Raw genomic sequence first — 18,827 nt, forward strand, 5'->3', positions numbered from 1 at the left:
CCATCGGCCGCCCCGTCCCACGGCGACGGCCGGAGCCGAATCGGACGGGGAGCCGGACGTGCCCAGCACCGAACTGAGCCGCACCTACGACATCGCGGCACCACCCGCCACCGTGCTCGCCCACCTCGCGGAACCCCAGAACTACATCGGCCTCTCCCCGCTGCTCGTCGACGTACGGGACATACGCCGCGAGAACGGAGTGACGCACTACGCGGCCGTCGAACGCTTCCGCTTCCTCGGCCTGCTCCAGCACGACAACGTCATCCAGGTCACCATCCGCACCGAAGACACCCACCTGCCCGACACAGCGACAGTCGGCGGCGAGGTGGCCAGCCCCGGCGGAGTACGGATGACCTACCGCTTCACCATCACCGCCCGCCCCGACGGCAGCTCCCGCATCGCCGACACCCTGCGCCTGCACACCCCCTTCGGCCTGCTCCACTACGCAGCCGGCAAAGCCGGAGCCGTACAGACCGAACGCGCCCGAGTCCTGGCCCACCGACTGAACAACCCCACCTGACCCAGAAAAACGCCGACGGCCCACCGGCAACCCGGCTCTCCCTTTGCCCCTCCGTACATCGCCCTCGACGGCGACGCCCGCACACCCGGGTGCGAAACCGTCACCATCAGCCGACCCGACCTCCAGGGCTACGTCCTGATGTGCGCCCGGGGACGCCTGCCTACTCCGGAGATCAAGGATTCCCCGGAACCGGCGGAGAGCTTTCGCGCTGGTGACTCATGCCCGCAGCTTCGAGCAGCTTGTACCAGTAGATCTCCTCCCACGCCGGTGCCGCAGGGTCGTGCTGGTCGCAGTGCAACCGGTCGAACGGCAGCTGCCGGGCGACCGCCCAGACCGTCAGGTCGGGGGCGTCCTCCAACAGGTGCCAGTGATCGGACGACCAGCTCTGGCCGACGGCAGCGGCCCGTACAGCCCTCACTCTTGAGCTTCAACAGTGGAAAATCACATTATGTGAATATCTCTTGTGGTGCAGGGCGCTCGGGCTTGTCTAAAGAATCCAACCGTATTTGGTAATGACTTTATCGCCCGTTAAGGTCTGCTTCAGGTGGCGGCCTTCTCTCCGTCGCCGAGCTGCGGGTTCGCCGAAAATCCATATCGCCCGAGAGGGTGGGTCGACGACCTCGGTGGGCGTGCTGACCAGGTACTTTGCTGCCATGGTGTCGATTTCTGCATCCGATCCGATCGGGGTCGAAGGGCCCTCTGGGCTAGATGAGAAATTGCTTTGATTTCGCGGTTGCATGCTCGGGAAAGCTTCGGTCTCGGGCAGAGTGAATGGGCATGCTGTCCATCCTGAAAAATCGCCTGCAGTCGTTCCGGTTCAATACTCGGCCCCGCCAGCTTCGTATTCGGCAGTTCACAGACTCGAGGAGATACCCCATGGCTGCGAGCCACGACCCGGTGCCCACCGCGCATCCGCACCGGTCCGCTCGTGAGGTCGCCGTCTGGCCCGTGACCCCGGTGCCCCAGGCGCGCACCCTGCTCGACATCCTGTCCGCCACCGCGCAGGCGTTTCCCCGGGCTCCGGCCCTGGACGCCGGCGGCACGGTGCTCGACTACCAGGCGCTGCTCCACGAGGTGGGCACTCTGGCGAACTGGTTCACCCACCGGGGGATCGGCGCCGGCGACCGGGTCGGCGTCCGAGTCCCCTCCGGCTGCGCCGATCTGTACGTCTCGATCCTCGCGGTGCTCGCCGCCGGTGCCGCCTACGTGCCGGTGGACGCCGACGACCCCGACGAGCGGGCCGAGATGATCTGGCAGGACGCCCGGGTCTGTGCCGTGATCGGCGCCGACCGGCAGGTCGTCCTGAATCGGGCCGTCCCGCCCGTCGGCCGGGCCGCCGGCCCGTCACTGGACGACGACGCCTGGATCATCTTCACCTCCGGCACCACCGGCCGCCCCAAGGGCGTGGCGGTCACCCACCGCTCCGCAGCCGCCTTCGTGGACGCCGAGGCGCGGATATTCCTCCAGCAGCACCCGCTCGGTCCAGGAGACCGGGTGCTGGCAGGCCTCTCGGTCGCCTTCGACGCCTCCTGCGAGGAGATGTGGCTGGCCTGGCGGTACGGCGCCTGCCTGGTCCCGGCCCCGCGCTCGCTGGTCAAGGCCGGCACGGACCTCGGCCCCTGGCTGGTCGAACGCGCCATCACTGCGATCTCCACCGTGCCCACCCTGCTCGCGCTCTGGCCCCAGGAGTGCCTGGACCGGGTCCGGCTGGTCATCGTCGGCGGCGAGGCCTGCCCGCCCGACCTGGTGCACCGGGTCGCCGCCCCGCACCGCGAGTTCTGGAACACCTACGGCCCCACCGAGACCACCGTGGTCGCCACCGCCGCCCGGATGCTGCCCGGCGAACCGGTGCGGATCGGCGCCCCGTTGGACGGCTGGCAGCTCGCAGTGGTCAACGAGGCCGGGTACCCGGTCGGCTGGGGCGAGACCGGCGAACTGCTGATCAGCGGCATCGGCACCGCCCGCTACCTGGACCCGGCCAAGGACGCGGAGAAGTTCACCGCGCACCCCGCGCTGCCCGGCGGGCGGGTCTACCGCAGCGGCGACCTGGTGGTGGCCGACCCGCGCGGCCTGCTCTTCGTCGGCCGCGCCGACGAGCAGGTCAAGCTCGGGGGCCGGCGGATCGAGCTCGGCGAGGTGGACGCCGCCCTGCAGTCGCTGCCCGAGGCCCGGGCCGCCGCCGCAGCCGTGCGCACCAACCCGGGCGGCACCCAACTGCTGGTCGGCTACCTGGTGCCGCACCCCGGGGTGGATCCCGACCTCGCCCTGGCCCGCAAACTCCTGCAGGAACGTCTGCCCGCTGCCCTGGTCCCGCTGCTCGCCGTCGTCGACCACCTGCCCACCAAGACCTCCGGCAAGGTCGACCGCAACGCCCTGCCCTGGCCGCTGCCCGGCCTCGGCGCGGGCGACGGCGGCGACCGGGCCCGGCTCACCGGCACCGCCGGCTGGCTCGCCGAGCAGTGGGAGGCCACCCTCGGCCTGCCGGTCCGCGCCGACAGCGACTTCTTCGCGCTCGGCGGCTCCAGCCTGGTCGCGGCCCGGCTGATCTCGGTGCTGCGCGCCAGGTTCCCCAGCCTCTCGGTCGCCGACCTGTACGCCAACCCGGTGCTCGCCGACCTCGCCGCCGTACTGGACGGCCAGGACGGCGGACCCGACCGACAGCGCCGGGTACGCCGCACCCCCCGCTGGACCGCGGTCGGCCAGACCCTGGTGCTCGCCGTCCTCTACACCGTCACCAGCGTGCGCTGGGTACTCGCCGTCGCCGGGGTGGACAACCTGATGGGTGGCCGGCTCAACTGGGCCCCGCACACCCCCTGGTGGCTGATCATCACCGGCCTGTTGGTGTTCTCCAGCTCCATCGGCCGCCTGCTGCTGACCACCCTCAGCGCCCGGCTGCTCACCGCCCGGCTGCGTCCCGGCAGCTACCCCCGCGGCGGCCTGGTCCATCTGCGGCTCTGGGCCGCCGAACGGGCCGCCGTGGCGTTCGGCGCCGGCGACCTGATCGGCACCCCGTGGGCCCGGCACTACGCCCGGCTGCTCGGCTGCAAGGTCGGCCGGGGCGTCCACCTGCATGCCCTGCCGCCGATCACCGGCCTGGCCGGCTTCGGTGCCGCCTGCTCGGTGGAACCGGGCGTGGACCTGGCCGGCTGGTGGCTGGACGGAGACCTGCTGCACCTCGGCTCGATCGAGATCGGCGCCGGTGCCCGGATCGGCGCCCGGGCCACCCTGATGCCCGGTGCCCGGATCGGCGCCGCCGCCGAGGTCGCCCCCGGCAGCTGCGTGCTCGACGCCGTCCCGGCCGGCCGGCGCTACCACGGCGCGCCCGCCCGCCCCAGCAGCGAACCGGGCGAACCCTGGCCCGCCCCGGGCCGAGCCCGCCGCCACGGGGGCTTCTGGAACCTCGCCTACGGCCTCGGCCTGTTCGGCTTCACCCTGCTGCCGCTGCTCGCCGCCGTGCCCGGGCTGCTGGTGCTCTACCCGATGCTCGACACTGATCCCACGCTCGGCAGTGCGCTGCTCCAACTTGTGTCTTTCAGCTTGGAGTTGACGGTCATGACCCTGGCGGTCTACGCGCTGCTGCTGGTGCTGCTGATCCGGATCTTCAGCGTGCCGATCAAGCCCGGCCACCACCCGGCGCACGGCAAGGTCGCCTGGTGCGTCTGGGCCGTCAACAGGCTGATGGACACCGCCCGCCGCACCCTCTTCCCGTTCTACGCCAGCCTCTTCACCCCGGTCTGGCTGCGGCTGCTCGGGGCCAGGATCGGCAGCCGGGTGGAAGCCTCCACAGTGCTGGCGCTGCCCGGCCAGATGTCCGTGGACGACGGCGCCTTCCTCGCCGACGACACCCTGATCGCCCCGTTCGAGGTACGCGGCGGCTGGCTTCGGATCGGCCCTTCCCGGATCGGCCGGCGGGCCTTCGTCGGCAACTCCGGCATCGTCGGCGCCGACCGCGAGCTGCCCGACCGGGCTCTGGTCGGGGTGCTCTCCGACGCGCCCGCCAAGGCCGCGCCCGGCTCCTCCTGGTTCGGCCGACCCGGCATCGAGCTGCCCCGGGTGGCCGACGAGGCCGACGAGGGGCGCACCTACGACCCGCCGCGTCGGCTGATGCTGGCCCGGGCCTGCGTGGAGCTGTGCCGGCTGCTGCCGGTGGTGCTCACGGTGATCCTGGGCGACCTGGTCTTCGGCGCGCTGAACGAGGTGATCGACCAGGACGGCCTGGCCGCGGCGCTGGCCGTCGGCGGGATCGTGCTGGCCGGCGCGACCCTGGCCGCCTGCCTGGTCACCACACTCGCCAAGTGGCTGCTGGTCGGCCGGTTCCGCAGCGGCGAGCACCCGCTCTGGTCCAGTTTCGTCTGGCGCAACGAGCTCTACGACACCTTCGTCGAGGAGCTGGCCATGCCATGGGGCGGCCGCACCCTGCTCGGCACGCCCTACCTCAACCTGTGGCTGCGCAGTCTCGGCGCCAAGGTCGGCCGCGGCGCCTGGTGCGAGACGCACTGGCTGCCGGAGGCCGACCTGGTCACCATCGGCCCCGGTGCCAGCGTCAACCGCGGCACCGTGCTGCAGACCCACCTGTTCCACGACCGGGTGATGCGGCTGGGCCCCGTGGAACTGGACGAGGGCGCCACCCTCGGGCCCAACTCGATCGTGCTGCTCGGGGCCACGATCGGGGCCGACGCCTCGATCGGCGGGGCCTCGCTGGCGATGCGCGGGGAGTCGATCCCGGCCAGCACCCGGTGGATCGGCAACCCGGTGGCCGCCTGGCCGACCGCCCACGCGCCCGGCCCGTCGCAGCAGCACCGCCGGCAACGACCGGTCCACCCGTAGCACCCGAGACCAGACGGGGCGCGTCTCTCCCGGGCGGGCCCTACGTGCCGTAGTGGTAGCAGCAGGCGATGACGCACAGGGCGTCGGCCTGCTCGTCAAGGACGTAGACCAGGCGGTGCTCCTGGTCGATTCGGCGGGACCAGGCCCCAGCGAGCTCGTACCGCAGGGGTTCGGGTCTGCCGATGCCCCCGTTGCCGTTCCGGCGAATGTCGTCGATCAGCAGATTGATGCGCTTGAGGAGGCGGCGATCGTCTGCCTGCCAGGACAGGTAGTCGTTCCAGCCGTGTTCGGTGAACCGGACCTTCACGCGCTCTGCTCGGTGAGGTCCTCGGGGTCGATCAGTTCGCGGGTCACCGCACGGCCTTCCCGGTACTCCTGAAGAGAGCGGCGAAGGTGGTCGGCGTTGGCCGGAGACCGCAGCAGGTAGTCGGTCTCGCGGAGCGAGGCGTACTCGGCCAACGAGACGATGACCAGCGGCTCGTGGCCGGCACGCGTGATGACGAGCTCTTCGGCGTCACTCTCGACGGCGTCCAGCGCAGCGGCGAGGTTGCCGCGCAGCTCGGTGGCACTCATCGTCTTCATAGCGTACAGAATAACGTACACCTGTCGAGCGGGGTCAGGAAGGTGGGGCAGATCGAGTGTTGGGCTGCGGTTTGGGTCAGGAGATCTCCGGCTGCATCTTGGCGTCCAGGTATGCCTGCACCGGTTCGAACAGTCCGTACGGCACGTACTCGGCGACCTGCTCGTACGTGATCCACGCCAGCTCGGCGAGCTCCTCGGTGTCGACCACCGTCGCCGTGCCGGCCACCACTTCGCAGGCGGTGTACGACATCTGCCGGCCGGTCTTCGGGTGCACGCGCTCGCCGAGCAGTTCTACGGCCTTCACCGTCAGGCCGACCTCCTCCGCGGTCTCACGGACGGCGGCTTCCTCCGGCGTCTCGCCGGCCTCGATCTCACCGGCCGGGAACTGCCACGACAGCTCGCCCTCGGCGATGCGGCGCTGGACCATCAGGACGCGGCCGCCCTGGACCACGATGGCGGCGGCGATGCCCGGCTTGGTGCTGGTCGGCTCAGCCATTCTGCGGCTCCTCTAGGGTGGCCGGGATGGGCGGGAAGAACGCATCGACGGGAATGAAGCGGGACGCGGAACTGCGTGTCGCGCCTGTAGCGACTCGTTACTCCGGGTGAGACTTCCATGGAGCGTGACGCGTGAGTGTGTCGTGCCGGGAAGAAAGGCGACGGTCATGGTGCAGGGCTCACACGAACGGCGCGGGCAGACGGGAGGTGCCACCAACACGACCGTAAGTGGCGCGTCGATGTTCGCCGGGATCGGGCTGTCGGTCAGCGGGACCTTGAGCATTCTCCTGGGTGCGGCCGGCATCGCACAGGACAGCCTGTTCTCCTCGTCCGGCTATGCCTACCAGTTCAACCTGACCTCCTGGGGTTGGATCCATCTGGTGATCGGTGTGTGGCTGTCCGCCGCCGGTATCGGGGTGCTGGCCGGCCAGGCATGGGGGCGATGGGCCGGGCTGACGGCGGCTGCGATCAGTCTGATCACCCAGTTCATGTTCATTCCGTACTACCCGGTGTGGTCGATTCCCGTGATGACCCTCGATCTGCTCGTCATTTGGGCACTGAGCAGATTCCAGCTGTACCCCGCCTAGGCAGTGTCCTGGCGATCATGAGCGAAGCCAGATGACGAGTGCGGCTGCGGTGACGGTGCCGAGGTAGACGTAGCCGCGCTTGTCGAATCTGGTCGCAACCGCGCGGAAGGTCTTGAGCTTGTTGATCGCCCGCTCGACGGTGTTGCGCTTCTTGTAGCGGTGCTTGTCGAAGCCGGCCGGCCGGCCGCCCGCGCGGCCGCGTCGGGCCCGGCCGGCAGCCTGGTCGCGCTTCTCGGGGATGACGTGCCGGATTCCGCGTCTGCGCAGGTAGCGGCGGGTTCGACGGTTGCTGTAGCCCTTGTCCGCGCTGACGCTGTCAGGCTTGGTGCGCGGCCTGCCGCAGCCGAGCCGCGGCACGCGGATCCCTTCCAGGACCGCTTCGAACCGGGTGCAGTCGGCGCACTGCCCGGGTGTGATGACCAGCGAGAGCACCCGGCAGCGGCCGTCCGCGCTCAGGTGGATCTTGCTGGTGAACCCGCCGCGCGAGCGGCCGAGCGCCTCGCCTCCCGCACCACCTCCACCAGCCGGTCGATCAGTTCCGCCCGGATCCGAGCGGCTCTGACCGCCCGGGCGGAGCCCCCTTTGAGGGCGGGCGGCGGAGCGTGCCGTGTGCCGGCGGCGTGGTGATGCGCGCGCACGGACGTCGAGTCGACCGACACGTCCCAGTCGACCTCGCCCGCCGCGTCCGCCCCGGCCTGGACCCGCCGCAGGAGCATCTCCCACGTCCCGTCCGCCGACCAGCGGCGATGCCGCTCGTGCACCGTCTTCCACGGCCCGTACCGCTCCGGAAGATCACGCCACTGCACGCCCGTGCGTATCCGGTCCAGCACCCCGTTCACGACCTGGTGATGGTCCCGCCACCTGCCACAGCGCCCGTTGCTCACCGGCAGATACGGCTCCAGCCGCTCCCACTGGGCATCCGTCAGATCACTCCTACTCCCCATAGTCATATCAACGACTCAACTGATCGCCAGGACACTGTCTAGTACTGCAGCGGCGCTTGCAGGTGGTGGGGATGGCCGCGTCGCCGCCCGAGTGCCGACATCGCGTACCCGGCCAGCGTCTGTCGACCGCCGAGCGGGCGTTCCAGGATGCACATCACGTCGGTGATCGGGGACCCGGCCATCCACAACGTCCGCGCCATGGTGAGAAGTTGGCTGTCGAACGCGCGACGTCGTCGACCAGGGCGGCGCGACGGCCGGTGATGTCGGCTTCCTCGATCTGCCAGTGGGACCCCTGGTTGGGACGGGCCGACGTGGCCCAAAGCGCCAACTGAGGCCACGAGACGACGAAGGCCCCGACCGCGAGCTCGAGTTCAAGGGGCCTTCGCTTGCCCTGGCGGGCGGAGGCGGAGGATACGAGATTCGAACTCGTGAGGGGTTGCCCCCCAACACGCCTTCCAACTGTCCGCCCGGCCGTCCGGGGACGTCCGTAGGGGGTCTGGCCTGCGGCGGAGCGACCCGCGGCTGGGCTTTGGATGGTGCTGAACGGGGGTGAATGCAACCAGGACTGCAACCAGTCGAGCTTGGCGTCATGCGTGCTCGGGCCATCGAGTACTGCCAACACAGATGGCATGGATGTACATCTGTTACATTCGTTGCATGAGCGAGCCGGTGATCGAATCCATGGCCGAGGTCCGCAGTCACCTTGCGGATGTCCTCGATCGCGCGCGCAGGGACGAAACCCCGACGATCATCACGCGGCGCGGCAAGCAGGAAGCCGTGGTGATCGACATCCGTGAGTACCAGCACCTGCGCAAATTGGCGGAGCAGGCCGAAGACGCCTGGCTCAACCGGTTGGCCGACGAGGCGGAGGCCGAAGGGCTCGACGGATCCGTTTCGCTCGAAGAGATGGCCGCGATGCTCCGCGACCACCACGCCTGAGCCATGGGCTACGTCACGCGGTTCACCCCGCACGCCCAGCGGGACATGCTCAAGATTCCCCGGCCTGATGCGGTGCGTATCCTGCATCGCCTCACTGATCTCCAGAGGGCGCTGGACGATGGGGATACCGGGGGCTTCGATGTCAAAGCCCTTCAGGGGCACAGTGCACGTTGGCGACTGCGGGTCGGCGACTGTCGCGTCGTATACACGGTTGAAGACGGCCAACTGATCGTGTGGATCCTGACCGTCGGCAACCGCCGCGATGTCTACCGCAACCTGTAGGCCCGACCTCGGCCGCCCAACCGGAGGTCCCGGGACAGGAGGCCGACGAGGGGGTGGCTCCGTGCCGACCGCGATGCGAGAGGCGAGACGCCCAAGGCGTTGGCTGCACGGGCATCACCCCGTGGATCCGGGACAGGGTGAACACGCGCTCGTCGTTTCGCAGATGGCACCACGCCTGGAGGTAAGGCGGGTCGAGATCCAGACGGCTGAGGGTGCGGACGGTATCGCTGCCGGAGGTGGCGATGTACTCGTTGGTGACCGCCAGGCCCTCGTTGACCGCTTGGTCAAGCTGGCGGACGTCGGCGAAGCACAGGTTGCGTGCGTACCCGGCGATGATCTCTTCGGTGTCGCTGTCGTAGGGGCGGCCGTCCCGTGGGTAGGGCTCCGGGATGTCCTGCAGGCCGGCCAGCAGCCGGATGGCGAGGGCGTTCACGTCGACGGTGCGGTTCCCTGCCTGCTGCGGCCGGGACCTGCCGCCGGGCAGGCGCGGGGACGGGACCGGGGTCGCCGGGCGGTGTCTTGAATCAGGTACGAGAGTGGCTGGGGAAACGGCTCGACGGCAACGCCGGTCAGGTCGGCCGTGATCGCGTCGGGGGTCAGGCCCGCGTCGAGGGCGCGGCGGACGCTTCCCGGGCTGAACCGCCACACGGACGCGGTCCCGGCGGTTTCCCGGTCCGCGGCGGAGTCCAACAGCACGACCAAGCCTGTCGGCGGCGTTCCGGCGACCACGGCCGTGAAATCGCTGCCGAAGCGGGCGGTCCCGCTGGCGGCGGGCAGCAGTTGTCGACAGACGTCGGCCAGTGCGCGGGTGTCACCGGCGAGCAGCGCGGTTCCGATGGGGGACAGCGCCTCGAGAGCGAGAGTGCCGAGCAGTTCCGCCTCGCGGATCAGCGTGGCGAACGGCGTGGCGTCCTGGGGGAGTTCCCGGCAGTGGTCAGGAGGGTGTCGCCGGGGCCGACGAGGTCTGTATCAGGTGGGTATCAGGGAGCGCTCGGTTGTCCATCGAATAGGCGCGCCGGTCCGTGCGAAGGGGTGCACAGGGTGCGGGAGCGCGGCGGCCCTCCTCGGCGGTCGGGCCAATCACACCTGGGCTGACCTGGGGTTTCGTGCAGGAGAGGGGGTGTGGGAATGGTGCCGCAGGTCCTGCCGCGCGTCGGGGGGCGTGTTCGGTGTCTGCCGTATCGTCCCCGTATGGCTGCCGTCCCGTGGGCGGTCGGCTGATCACCGGACCGTTCGAACAGGAGCCATCCGCCCGTGTCATCTTCCGCTCCGGCCGGGGCTTGCTCGCGCCCGGTCCGCGTGCTGCTGGTGGAGGACGACGACCTGATGCGCCGGTCCTTCACCGTCGCGCTGGAACGCTACGGCTACGAGATGGCGGCCGCCGCCGACGGCCTGAGCGGGCTGGAGATTTTCCGTGACGGGAGTTTCGACCTGCTGATCCTCGACGTGATGTTGCCTGGACTGGACGGGATCGGCCTGTGCAGGAGAGTCCGAGAGACCAGCCTGGTACCCGTCCTGATGATGTCCGCCCGTGGCGACGGGCTCGACGTCGTCGCCGGCCTGGAGGCCGGGGCGGACGACTACGTGGTCAAGCCCGTGGACACCTACGTGCTGGTCGCACGCATCCGCTCGTTGCTGCGGCGGGCCACCTACCCGCCGGCCGCCGCCTCTCAGCCCGAGCGCGTCACTGCCGAGGTGCCGCCCGTCGACGGGGAGGTGCTGGTGTTCGGGGACCTGCGCCTCGACATTGCCGGACTGGAGGTGGCCGTCGCCGGAGAACCGGTGGCGCTCACCCCGACCGAGCTGAAGCTGCTCCTGGAGTTCGCCGCACACCCGGGCGTGGTTCTGGAGCGGCACACCCTGCTGCGCAACGTCTGGGACTACGGCTGGGACGGCGACAGCCGGGTCGTGGACCTGTGCGTGCAGCGGCTGCGCAGGAAGCTGGGGCGAGAGCGGATCGAGACGGTCCGCGGCTTCGGCTACAAGTTCAGGCGCTGAGCCCGGTGCGCGGGTTCCGCCGGCCGCGGCCGGCCCGGGCGTCCCTGCGGTGGAAGATCGCCGCGCTGGCGGCGGCCACGGCCTGCCTGGTCGTGGCGGCGGTGGGCGTGCTCGTGCACCTGTGGACCGCCCGCGACATCCGGGACCGGGCCGAGGCGCAGGCCTTCAACGTCGTGTACTCGGCCATGGATGTCCACCGACGCACCGGAACTCTGGCGGACGGAGCCGAACTCGACCCGGCCGAGCTGCCCGCCGCGCTGCGCCACCCGGCCGACGACGCCCGGCACACGGTCTACGACGGGCGGGTCGACGGACCCCTCGGTCCGAGTGTCTGGGCCGCCCAGCGAACCGCCGGCCCCGGCAGCCCGGTCCTCGCCGTCCGGGTCAACATGGGCCCGGAACTCTACGGACTGCACCGGCTCGACCTGACCATGACCGTCGCGTCGCTGGTCGCGCTTGCGGCGGCCACACCTCTCGCCGTCTACGGCGCCGGGCTGGTCGCCCGTCGGCTGCGGCAGGTCTCCGAAACCGCGGTCCGGATCTCCGCCGGTGACCTCGATGCCCGGACCGGGCCCACCGGGGGTAACGACGAGGTCGCCGACATCGCGGCCACCGTCGATCTCATGGCCGACAGCCTCGGCCGACGGCTGCGCATCGAGCGCCAGTTCACCGCGGACGTGGCTCACGAGCTGCGCACACCCGTCGGCGGCCTGCTGGCCACCGTCGACCTGTTGCCGTCCGGCGAGACCGAGGACCTGCTCCGCGCCAGGGTGCGCGACCTGCGCGCCCTGGTCGAGGATCTCCTCGAGATCTCCCGCCTGGACGCCGGGGCCGAGCAGCCGGTCCGCGCCCGGGTTCCGCTCGGCGAGGTCGTCGCCGATGCCGTGGCGCGCACCGGCCTCGAAGCCGAGGTCACCGTCGCCGCCGCGCACGGCCCGGCCGCCGCGCACGGCCCGGCCGCCGCGCCTGGCCCGGAGGACGCCACGACCGTGGAGACCGACCCGCGCCGCCTCGAACGGATCGTCAGCAACCTCGTCGTCAACGCCCACCGCCACGGACGGGCCCCGGTGCGGGTCACCGTCGAGGGCCGCACCGTCGTGGTGCGCGACCACGGCCTCGGCTTCCCGGCGGACCTGCTGCTCCACGGCCCGCGTCGCTTCCACACCGGTGCTGCCGAGCGCGGTTCGGGCCACGGCCTGGGCCTGACCATTGCCCTCGGACAGGCTCGGCTGCTCGGTGCCGAGCTTCGCCTGGACAACGCCCCGGACGGTGGGGCTGTCACCACTCTGCGCCTGCCGGCCTGACCGCCCGGCTCCGCAGAACTGCCACCGAGCGGAGCAGCCGCCGATACGCGGTCGCGCAGACCCGGAGACATTCCTCGGAGCTGGCAGCCCGCCGGGAAGTCCTGGCTCTTGTCGGCATCGCGGCACCCACCGGCCCCGAACTCCGCCCACCGAACTGCTACGAAGCGGAGCGGACGCCGATACATGCCGGCGCGGGTCTCGATACGTCGCCCGGACACCCTTCGAAGTGCACCGTCCGCACCCAAAGAGGAGTCCCCGTGACCACCGTCCCCCTCACTCCGTACCCGCCGAACCCGGCCCCCGGGATCGCGGCCGCCACCACCGACCTGACGAAGGTCTACGGCGGCGGCGACACCCGGGTCGTGGCCCTGGATCGGGTCAGCATCGGCTTCCGGGAGAGCGAGTTCACCGCGATCATGGGCCCCTCCGGCTGCGGCAAGTCCACTCTGATGCACTGCGCCGCCGGGCTCGACACCCCCACCTCCGGCAGCGTCCGCATCGGCACCACCGAACTGGGCGCCTTGCGCGACCGGCCGCTGACCCGGCTGCGCCGCGACCGGATCGGCTTCGTCTTCCAGGCGTTCAACCTGCTGCCGACGCTGACCGCGCTGGAGAACATCACGCTGCCGCTGAGCATCGCCGGCCGCCACCCCGACCAGCAATGGCTGGACCGCGTGGTCTCCATGGTCGGCCTCTCCGGGCGCCTCGACCACCGGCCCGCGCAGTTGTCCGGCGGTCAGCAGCAGCGCGTCGCGGTCGCCCGCGCCCTCGCTTCGCGGCCCGCGATCATTTTCGGCGACGAGCCCACCGGCAACCTCGACTCCCGCTCCGGTGCCGAGGTCCTCGGTTTCCTGCGCGACTCGGTGCGCGAACTCGGCCAGACCGTGGTCATGGTCACCCACGACCCCGTCGCCGCCGGCTACGCCGACCGCGTGGTGTTCCTCTCCGACGGACGGCTTGTCGACGAGATGACCCGCCCCACCCCGGACCGGATCCTCGACGTCATGAAGCGCTTCGACACCCGCGCCCGCACCAGCTGACCCGCGCCCGCACATCCCCGTCCCTCCCACGCCCTGTCCCTCCCACGCTCCCGGAAGCCGAACCCATGCTGAGAACAGCCGTGCGCAACGTCCTGGCGCACAAGGCCCGACTGGTCATGACCGTCCTCGCGGTCTGCCTGGGTGTCGCATTCGCCAGCGGCACCCTCGTCTTCGCGGACTCGGCCGCGGCCGCCTACCGCGCCGCCGCGTCGAGGAACTTCGCCGACATCGCGGTCACCGTCACCGCGCAACAGGCCCCGGCCGGGGCCGCTGCGGACCAGCCGGACAGCGTCCTCGACGACGTGCTCGCCCGGCGACTGGCCGCCGTCCCCGGTGTCGCCGCCGTGCGACCGTCCGTCGACGGCTGGGCCGCCCTGAACGCGGCGGACGGCACCCCGTTGCGCGTCAGGCCGGGCGCGAACCCGGCCGCCGCCTACGTACCCGGCCCCGACGGCAAGGACCGCCGCTACCCCCTCACCGCAGGCCGTGCCCCGGCAGGCGGCGACGAGATCGCCGTGGACAGTGGCACCGCTGCCGCCGGGCACCTGCACGTCGGTGACTCGGTCACGCTGGCTACCGACGGCCCGGCCATGACCATGCGGCTCGTCGGCATCGTCACCACCACGGACACCCAGGTGATTGCGGGCGGCACCCTCGTCCTGTTCGACCGGGCGACCGCCCAGCAACTGTTCGCCACTTCGGGCCACTACACCGCGATCGATCTGTCCGCCGCGGCCGGCACCGGCCAGTCCGAACTCGCCCGGCGGGTCGCCGCCGTGATCCCGCCCGACAGGGCCGAGGTCACCACCGCCGCCGCCCGGGCCGCCCAGCAGGCGGTCTACGTCAGCACCCTGACCCGGGGCTACCAGAAGATGCCGATGGTCTTCGCCGGAATCGCGCTGTTCATCGGGTCCTTCCTGGTCATCAATACCTTCACCATGCTTGTCACCCGGCGCACCCGGGAGATCGCGTTGCTTCGGGCGATCGGAGCCTCACGCCGTCAGGTGGTCCGTTCCGTCCTCGTGGAGGCTGTCCTGGTCGGGCTCGCCGCCTCGGCGGCCGGGTTCGTCCTCGGCCTCGGCATCGCCGCTGTCCTGCCCGGCCTGCTGAGCACTGGCGGGGAGCTGCTGCCCGACGGCCCGCTGGTTGTCGGCCCGCGCCCCGTCCTGGCGGCGCTCGGCGTCGGGGTGGGGGTCACCGTGCTCGCCGCCTGGCTGCCTGCTCGCAAGGCCGCACGCGTCGCGCCCGTCGAGGCGTTGCGTACGGCGCAGCAGCCGCCCGCCGACCGGTTCCGCATCCGCGCCGTCGCGGGGCTCGCCCTCCTCACTCCGGGCGTCGTCCTGCTCGTCCCGCTCACCGGCGCGAAGGACGCCTCGGAGGGGAACCTGCGCAGCGCGATGCTCGGCTGCGGCGTCCTCGTCCTCGCCCTGATCGTGCTGGCGCCGCTACTCGCTGTCCCGGCGATCCGGCTGATCGGCCGCCTGACCGGCCGTTCCGGGATCACCGGTCACCTCGCACAGCAGAACGCGCTGCGCGACCCGCGACGCACTGCCGCCACCGCCGCCACCCTGCTGGTCAGCACCGCGCTGGTGACCGGCCTCACTGTCATCGGCAACTCCACCGGGCAGGCGCTCGACCGTCAGGCCTCGGCCGGCCTCGGTGCCGAATACGTGATCAGCACCCGCACCACCACGACCGGGGTCGACCCGGCCGCCGTCCAGCGAGTCACCCAAACCGCCGGGGTGCGGGCCGCGAGCGCCGTCGCGGACTCCGTCCTGTTCATCGGCGGCCGGGTCCGTGACATCTCCGGTGTCGACCCCGACTCCGTGAACGACGTCATGAAGCTCGACTTCCTCAGCGGCTCCGCGAAGGACCTCGGGCCCGGCCGGATCGCCGTCTCCAGCACCATCGCCCGGGAGAACGGCCTGAGCACCGGCAGCCAGGTCGACGCCACCATCGGCCGGAGCCAGACCTTCGCCAAGTACACCGTCGTGGGCGTCTACCAGGACAATCCCACCGCCCACGACGCCCTCGGCGCCCGCACCGAGGTGCAGCAGGACGGCTTCCTGCCGCACTCCGTCCAGCGGATCCTGGTCCGCACCGACCCCGGCTCGGTCTCCCCTGCCACCGAGGACCGGCTGCGTGCCGCCGTCGGCCACAACCCGCTGCTGAAGGTGCAGGACCGGCCCGCACTCGTCCGCGAGGCCGCGGGCACCATGGGCAACCTGCTGACCCTGATGTACGGGCTGCTCGCCATCGGCGTCGTGATCGCGGGGCTCGGCATCGTGAACACCTTGGCCATCTCGGTCGCCGAACGAACCCGCGAGATCGGCGTACTGCGCGCCATCGGCATGGACCGCGCGGGCGTCCGGCGGATGATCCGCCTGGAAGCGGTGACCGTCGCGGGCTTCGGCACCCTGCTCGGCCTGGCCGGCGGCCTGTTCGGTGCCTGGGCCGTCGGAGCGCTGGCCAACGGCGCAGTGAAGCAGTACTCCCTGGCACTGCCCTGGGGGACCCTGCTCCTCGTCTGCCTGCTGTCCCTCGCGGTCGGCGCTCTCGCTGCCGCCGTACCGGCCCGCCGGGCAGCCGCCCTGAAGCCGCTCGAAGCCGTCGCGGAGACGTGACTCCGGGCCTCCGGCACAGCAATCGCGGAACAACGAAGGCCCCGACCGCTGAGCGGTCGGGGCCTTCGTGAAGGCGGAGGATACGAGATTCGAACTCGTGAGGGGTTGCCCCCAACACGCTTTCCAAGCGTGCGCCCTAGGCCTCTAGGCGAATCCTCCGTGGGAGAGCTTAGTACATGTTGAGGGGTGGTTGCGACCACGGTCTTGCAGGTGGGCGGTGGGGGTGGCCTGCGGATCGGAGATTGGGGTGGGTGGGGGGAGTGGGGGCCGGGATCCGCTACTCTTGGGGCAGCCCCTCGTGTGGCGTCATCTCTCTGAACCCCCCCAGGGCCGGAAGGCAGCAAGGGTAGGAGGGCTCTGGCGGGTGCACGAGGGGTCCTTGCGTTTTCGGGGGCCGGTGGGTGGTGGGGAGGCCACGTTTGTCGGTTGGTCCCGATATCGTCGGTGGCGTGTCCCTAGCCCTGTACCGCCGCTACCGCCCCGAGACCTTCGCGGAGGTCATCGGGCAGGAGCACGTGACCGTCCCGCTCCAGCAGGCCCTGCGCAACAACCGGGTCAACCACGCGTACCTGTTCAGCGGGCCGCGCGGCTGTGGAAAGACGACCAGTGCCCGCATCCTGGCCCGCTGCCTGAACTGCGAGCAGGGCCCGACCCCGGAGCCGTGCGGTGAGTGCCAGTCGTGCCGCGACCTGGCGACCGGCGGGCCGGGTTCGATCGACGTGATCGAGATCGACGCGGCGTCGCACGGTGGTGTGGACGACGCACGTGAGCTGCGGGAACGGGCGTTCTTCGCGCCGGTGCACAGCCGCTACAAGATCTTCATCCTGGACGAGGCGCACATGGTGACCTCGGCCGGCTTCAACGCGCTGCTGAAGGTGGTGGAGGAGCCGCCGGAGCACCTGAAGTTCATCTTCGCCACCACCGAGCCGGAGAAGGTGATCGGGACGATCCGGTCCCGCACCCACCACTACCCGTTCCGGCTGGTGCCGCCCGGCACGCTGCGCGACTACCTGGTGCAGGTGTGCGGACGCGAGGGCATCCAGGTCGAGGACCCGGTGTTCCCGCTGGTGGTGCGGGCCGGCGCCGGTTCGGTGCGTGACTCGATGTCGGTGATGGACCAGCTGCTCGCGGGTGCCGGCGAGGCCGGCGTGACGTACCAGATGGCCACCTCGCTGCTCGGGTACACCGACTCCTCGCTGCTGGACGAGGTGGTGGACGCGTTCGCGGCGCAGGACGGCGCGACGGTCTTCCAGGTGATCGACCGGGTGGTCGAGGGCGGCCACGACCCTCGGCGTTTCGTCGCCGACCTGCTGGAGCGGCTGCGCGACCTGGTGATCCTCGCCACAGTGCCGGACGCCGGGGAGAAGGGTCTGATCGACGCCCCGGCCGACCGGGTCGCCGTGATGCAGGCCCAGGCCGACCGCTTCGGCCGGGCCGAACTGAGCCGCGCCGCGGACCTGGTCAACACCGGCCTGACCGAGATGCGCGGCAACGCCGCACCGCGGCTGCAGCTGGAGCTGATCTGCGCCCGGGTGATGCTGCCCGGCGCGTACGGGGACGAGCTGTCGACGCAGGCCCGGCTGGACAAGCTGGAGCGTCGCGCCGCCACCGGCGGGTTCGCCGCGCCGATGGCGTTCCAGCCCGCGCCGGTCGAGGCCCCCGTACCGCCGGCGGTCCAGACCCCGGCTGCCCCGGCCCCGGCCCTCGCAGCACCCGCACCCGCAGCACCCGCACCCGCCCCCGTGCCGGCCCCCGCACCCGTGCCCGCCCCGGCCCCCGCGCCGTCGGGCCCGGCCCCGGGCGCCTGGCCGATCCCGCGCAGCTTCCCCCCGGCCGACCAGACCTCGCAGCCGACCCCGCCCGCCCCGCAGCCGCAAGCACAGCCGCAGCCGCAGGCACAACCGCAGGCCCCGGCCCCGCAGCCCGTCGCCCCCGCGCCGTCCGCCGCGCAGCCCTCGGTGGCGGCGCAGCAGGGCGCGGCGCAGATCCGCCAGATGTGGCCGCAGATCCTGGAGGCGGTGAAGAACCGCCGCCGGTTCACCTGGATCCTGCTCAGCCAGAACGGCCAGGTCGCGGGCTTCGACGGCAGCACCCTGCAGGTGTCGTTCGTGAACGCGGGCGCCCGGGACAGCTTCGTCGGCAGTCACAGCGACGAGGTGCTGCGGCAGGCGCTGACGGACGCGCTGGGCGTGGACTGGCGGGTGGAGTGCATCGTCGACCCGTCGGGCGCCACCTCCTCGCCGTCCGGCCAGTCCGCGTCGGTCTCGTACGCCCCGCCGGCCGCGCCGGCCGGTGGCGGCTGGGGTGCCCCGGCGCGCGCCCCGCAGCCGCCGGCCCCCGCGCAGCCGACCCCGCCCGCCCCGCAGCCGCAAGCGCAGCCGTCGGCCCCCGCCCCGCAGCAGGCCCCGCCGCCCGCCGCGGCACCGCCCGCGCCGCCCGTGCAGCAGTCCCCGGCTGCCCCGCCGGTGCAGGCCCCGCCCGCGGTGGCCCCGGAGGACGACATCCCGGAGGCGGACGACCCGGACTTGAACGAGGAGGCTTTCTCCGCGCAGGACCTGATCGTCCGCGAGCTGGGCGCGACGGTGCTGGAAGAGATCCACCACCGCCCGGGCTGAGCCGCACCGGGGGCGAGCGCCGCACCGGAACTGACGTGGGGCCGACCGGCGGCCGCGTAGGCTCGGGGGC

General features: G+C 71.6%; 17 protein-coding genes, 1 tRNA gene, 1 other RNA gene and 1 pseudogene. 11 read left to right on the forward strand and 9 right to left on the reverse strand.

Annotation, left to right across the window (positions count from 1 at the left end):
* Nucleotides 1–58: 58 nt before the first annotated feature.
* On the forward strand, nt 59–520 hold the full coding sequence (locus tag AMK19_RS01405; protein WP_073807366.1) for an SRPBCC family protein: 462 nt from the start codon (nt 59–61) through the stop codon (nt 518–520).
* A gap of 172 nt (nt 521–692) precedes the next feature.
* On the opposite strand, the gene AMK19_RS01410 is transcribed toward AMK19_RS01405, so the two are convergent.
* Nucleotides 693–938, reverse strand: a complete 246-nt coding sequence (locus AMK19_RS01410) for a hypothetical protein (RefSeq protein WP_073807368.1) — start codon at nt 936–938, stop codon at nt 693–695.
* A gap of 458 nt (nt 939–1,396) precedes the next feature.
* Between AMK19_RS01410 and AMK19_RS01415 the strand changes: the two genes are divergently transcribed.
* A complete protein-coding gene (locus AMK19_RS01415) occupies nt 1,397–5,347 on the forward strand; it encodes a Pls/PosA family non-ribosomal peptide synthetase (RefSeq protein ID WP_083646426.1) in 3,951 nt (1,316 codons plus the stop codon).
* 40 nt (nt 5,348–5,387) lie between these two features.
* Here AMK19_RS01415 and AMK19_RS01420 read toward each other — a convergent pair whose 3' ends face one another.
* The 3 genes from AMK19_RS01420 to AMK19_RS01430 form a co-directional block, all read right to left on the reverse strand.
* On the reverse strand, nt 5,388–5,654 hold the full coding sequence (locus AMK19_RS01420; RefSeq protein WP_073807369.1) for a Txe/YoeB family addiction module toxin: 267 nt from the start codon (nt 5,652–5,654) through the stop codon (nt 5,388–5,390).
* On the reverse strand, nt 5,651–5,929 hold the full coding sequence (locus AMK19_RS01425; RefSeq protein WP_073807371.1) for a type II toxin-antitoxin system Phd/YefM family antitoxin: 279 nt from the start codon (nt 5,927–5,929) through the stop codon (nt 5,651–5,653). Before AMK19_RS01425 ends, AMK19_RS01420 begins: the two co-directional genes overlap by 4 nt.
* Nucleotides 5,930–6,005: 76 nt before the next feature.
* Nucleotides 6,006–6,425, reverse strand: a complete 420-nt coding sequence (locus AMK19_RS01430; RefSeq protein ID WP_073807372.1) for an NUDIX hydrolase — start codon at nt 6,423–6,425, stop codon at nt 6,006–6,008.
* Between the two features lie 166 nt (nt 6,426–6,591).
* On the opposite strand from AMK19_RS01430, the gene AMK19_RS01435 reads away from it, so the two are divergent.
* Nucleotides 6,592–7,011: a DUF7144 family membrane protein gene (locus tag AMK19_RS01435; protein WP_198953152.1), complete on the forward strand. Its 420-nt coding sequence runs from the start codon at nt 6,592–6,594 to the stop codon at nt 7,009–7,011.
* A gap of 15 nt (nt 7,012–7,026) precedes the next feature.
* Here the strand turns inward: AMK19_RS01435 and AMK19_RS01440 are convergent.
* Both AMK19_RS01440 and AMK19_RS35785 read right to left on the reverse strand, forming a co-directional pair.
* Nucleotides 7,027–7,955 (reverse strand): IS5 family transposase gene (locus tag AMK19_RS01440; protein ID WP_443134986.1). Its coding sequence is split into 2 segments (ribosomal slippage): nt 7,027–7,577 and nt 7,577–7,955, totalling 930 coding nucleotides; the frame shifts between segments, so codons are not numbered across the junction.
* Nucleotides 7,956–7,993: 38 nt separating this feature from the next.
* Nucleotides 7,994–8,155: a hypothetical protein gene (locus tag AMK19_RS35785; protein ID WP_158071850.1), complete on the reverse strand. Its 162-nt coding sequence runs from the start codon at nt 8,153–8,155 to the stop codon at nt 7,994–7,996.
* A 457-nt stretch (nt 8,156–8,612) separates the two neighbouring features.
* Between AMK19_RS35785 and AMK19_RS01450 the strand changes: the two genes are divergently transcribed.
* Together AMK19_RS01450 and AMK19_RS01455 are read left to right on the forward strand one after the other, a co-directional pair.
* A complete protein-coding gene (locus AMK19_RS01450; protein ID WP_241844192.1) occupies nt 8,613–8,894 on the forward strand; it encodes a type II toxin-antitoxin system Phd/YefM family antitoxin in 282 nt (93 codons plus the stop codon).
* A 3-nt stretch (nt 8,895–8,897) separates the two neighbouring features.
* Entirely contained in the window at nt 8,898–9,176 is a 279-nt protein-coding gene (locus AMK19_RS01455; RefSeq protein ID WP_073807377.1) for a type II toxin-antitoxin system RelE family toxin, read from the forward strand.
* Nucleotides 9,177–9,351: 175 nt separating this feature from the next.
* Here the strand turns inward: AMK19_RS01455 and AMK19_RS38530 are convergent.
* Both AMK19_RS38530 and AMK19_RS36790 read right to left on the reverse strand, forming a co-directional pair.
* Nucleotides 9,352–9,609, reverse strand: a pseudogene (locus AMK19_RS38530) (hypothetical protein); the annotation flags it as partial.
* On the reverse strand, nt 9,606–9,905 hold the full coding sequence (locus AMK19_RS36790; RefSeq protein ID WP_073807379.1) for a helicase-associated domain-containing protein: 300 nt from the start codon (nt 9,903–9,905) through the stop codon (nt 9,606–9,608). The pseudogene AMK19_RS38530 and the gene AMK19_RS36790, both read right to left, overlap by 4 nt.
* A 597-nt stretch (nt 9,906–10,502) precedes the next feature.
* On the opposite strand from AMK19_RS36790, the gene cseB reads away from it, so the two are divergent.
* The 4 genes from cseB (at nt 10,503) to AMK19_RS01480 (ending at nt 16,142) form a co-directional block, all read left to right on the forward strand.
* Nucleotides 10,503–11,174 carry a two-component system response regulator CseB gene (cseB, locus tag AMK19_RS01465; protein WP_241844229.1) on the forward strand — a complete coding sequence of 224 codons (672 nt, stop codon included), beginning with the start codon at nt 10,503–10,505 and terminating at the stop codon, nt 11,172–11,174.
* A 5-nt stretch (nt 11,175–11,179) separates the two neighbouring features.
* Nucleotides 11,180–12,478, forward strand: a complete 1,299-nt coding sequence (locus AMK19_RS01470; RefSeq protein ID WP_073807382.1) for a sensor histidine kinase — start codon at nt 11,180–11,182, stop codon at nt 12,476–12,478.
* Nucleotides 12,479–12,783: 305 nt separating this feature from the next.
* Nucleotides 12,784–13,518: an ABC transporter ATP-binding protein gene (locus AMK19_RS01475; protein ID WP_073808295.1), complete on the forward strand. Its 735-nt coding sequence runs from the start codon at nt 12,784–12,786 to the stop codon at nt 13,516–13,518.
* 65 nt (nt 13,519–13,583) lie between these two features.
* A complete protein-coding gene (locus tag AMK19_RS01480; RefSeq protein WP_073807383.1) occupies nt 13,584–16,142 on the forward strand; it encodes an ABC transporter permease in 2,559 nt (852 codons plus the stop codon).
* 74 nt (nt 16,143–16,216) lie between these two features.
* On the opposite strand, the gene AMK19_RS01485 is transcribed toward AMK19_RS01480, so the two are convergent.
* Nucleotides 16,217–16,301 (reverse strand) — tRNA-Ser (locus AMK19_RS01485).
* Between the two features lie 128 nt (nt 16,302–16,429).
* Between AMK19_RS01485 and ffs the strand changes: the two genes are divergently transcribed.
* Both ffs and AMK19_RS01495 read left to right on the forward strand, forming a co-directional pair.
* Nucleotides 16,430–16,526: signal recognition particle sRNA small type (gene ffs / locus AMK19_RS01490), an RNA gene on the forward strand.
* A gap of 65 nt (nt 16,527–16,591) precedes the next feature.
* Nucleotides 16,592–18,757, forward strand: coding sequence for a DNA polymerase III subunit gamma and tau (locus AMK19_RS01495; protein ID WP_073807385.1), 2,166 nt, complete (start codon nt 16,592–16,594; stop codon nt 18,755–18,757).
* Nucleotides 18,758–18,827 lie beyond the last annotated feature (70 nt).

This window comes from Kitasatospora sp. CB01950 (assembly GCF_001905465.1).
Lineage (GTDB): Bacteria > Actinomycetota > Actinomycetes > Streptomycetales > Streptomycetaceae > Kitasatospora.

Bases quoted from the DNA above. Each gene is read 5' to 3' on its own strand.
- AMK19_RS01415 (WP_083646426.1), top strand. From the start codon at position 1,397: ATGGCTGCGAGCCACGACCCGGTGCCCACCGCGCATCCGCACCGGTCC.
- AMK19_RS01425 (WP_073807371.1), bottom strand. From the start codon at position 5,929: ATGAAGACGATGAGTGCCACCGAGCTGCGCGGCAACCTCGCCGCTGCG.
- AMK19_RS01430 (WP_073807372.1), bottom strand. From the start codon at position 6,425: ATGGCTGAGCCGACCAGCACCAAGCCGGGCATCGCCGCCGCCATCGTG.
- AMK19_RS01435 (WP_198953152.1), top strand. From the start codon at position 6,592: ATGGTGCAGGGCTCACACGAACGGCGCGGGCAGACGGGAGGTGCCACC.
- AMK19_RS35785 (WP_158071850.1), bottom strand. From the start codon at position 8,155: ATGGCGCGGACGTTGTGGATGGCCGGGTCCCCGATCACCGACGTGATG.
- AMK19_RS01450 (WP_241844192.1), top strand. From the start codon at position 8,613: ATGAGCGAGCCGGTGATCGAATCCATGGCCGAGGTCCGCAGTCACCTT.
- AMK19_RS01455 (WP_073807377.1), top strand. From the start codon at position 8,898: ATGGGCTACGTCACGCGGTTCACCCCGCACGCCCAGCGGGACATGCTC.
- cseB (WP_241844229.1), top strand. From the start codon at position 10,503: ATGCGCCGGTCCTTCACCGTCGCGCTGGAACGCTACGGCTACGAGATG.
- AMK19_RS01480 (WP_073807383.1), top strand. From the start codon at position 13,584: ATGCTGAGAACAGCCGTGCGCAACGTCCTGGCGCACAAGGCCCGACTG.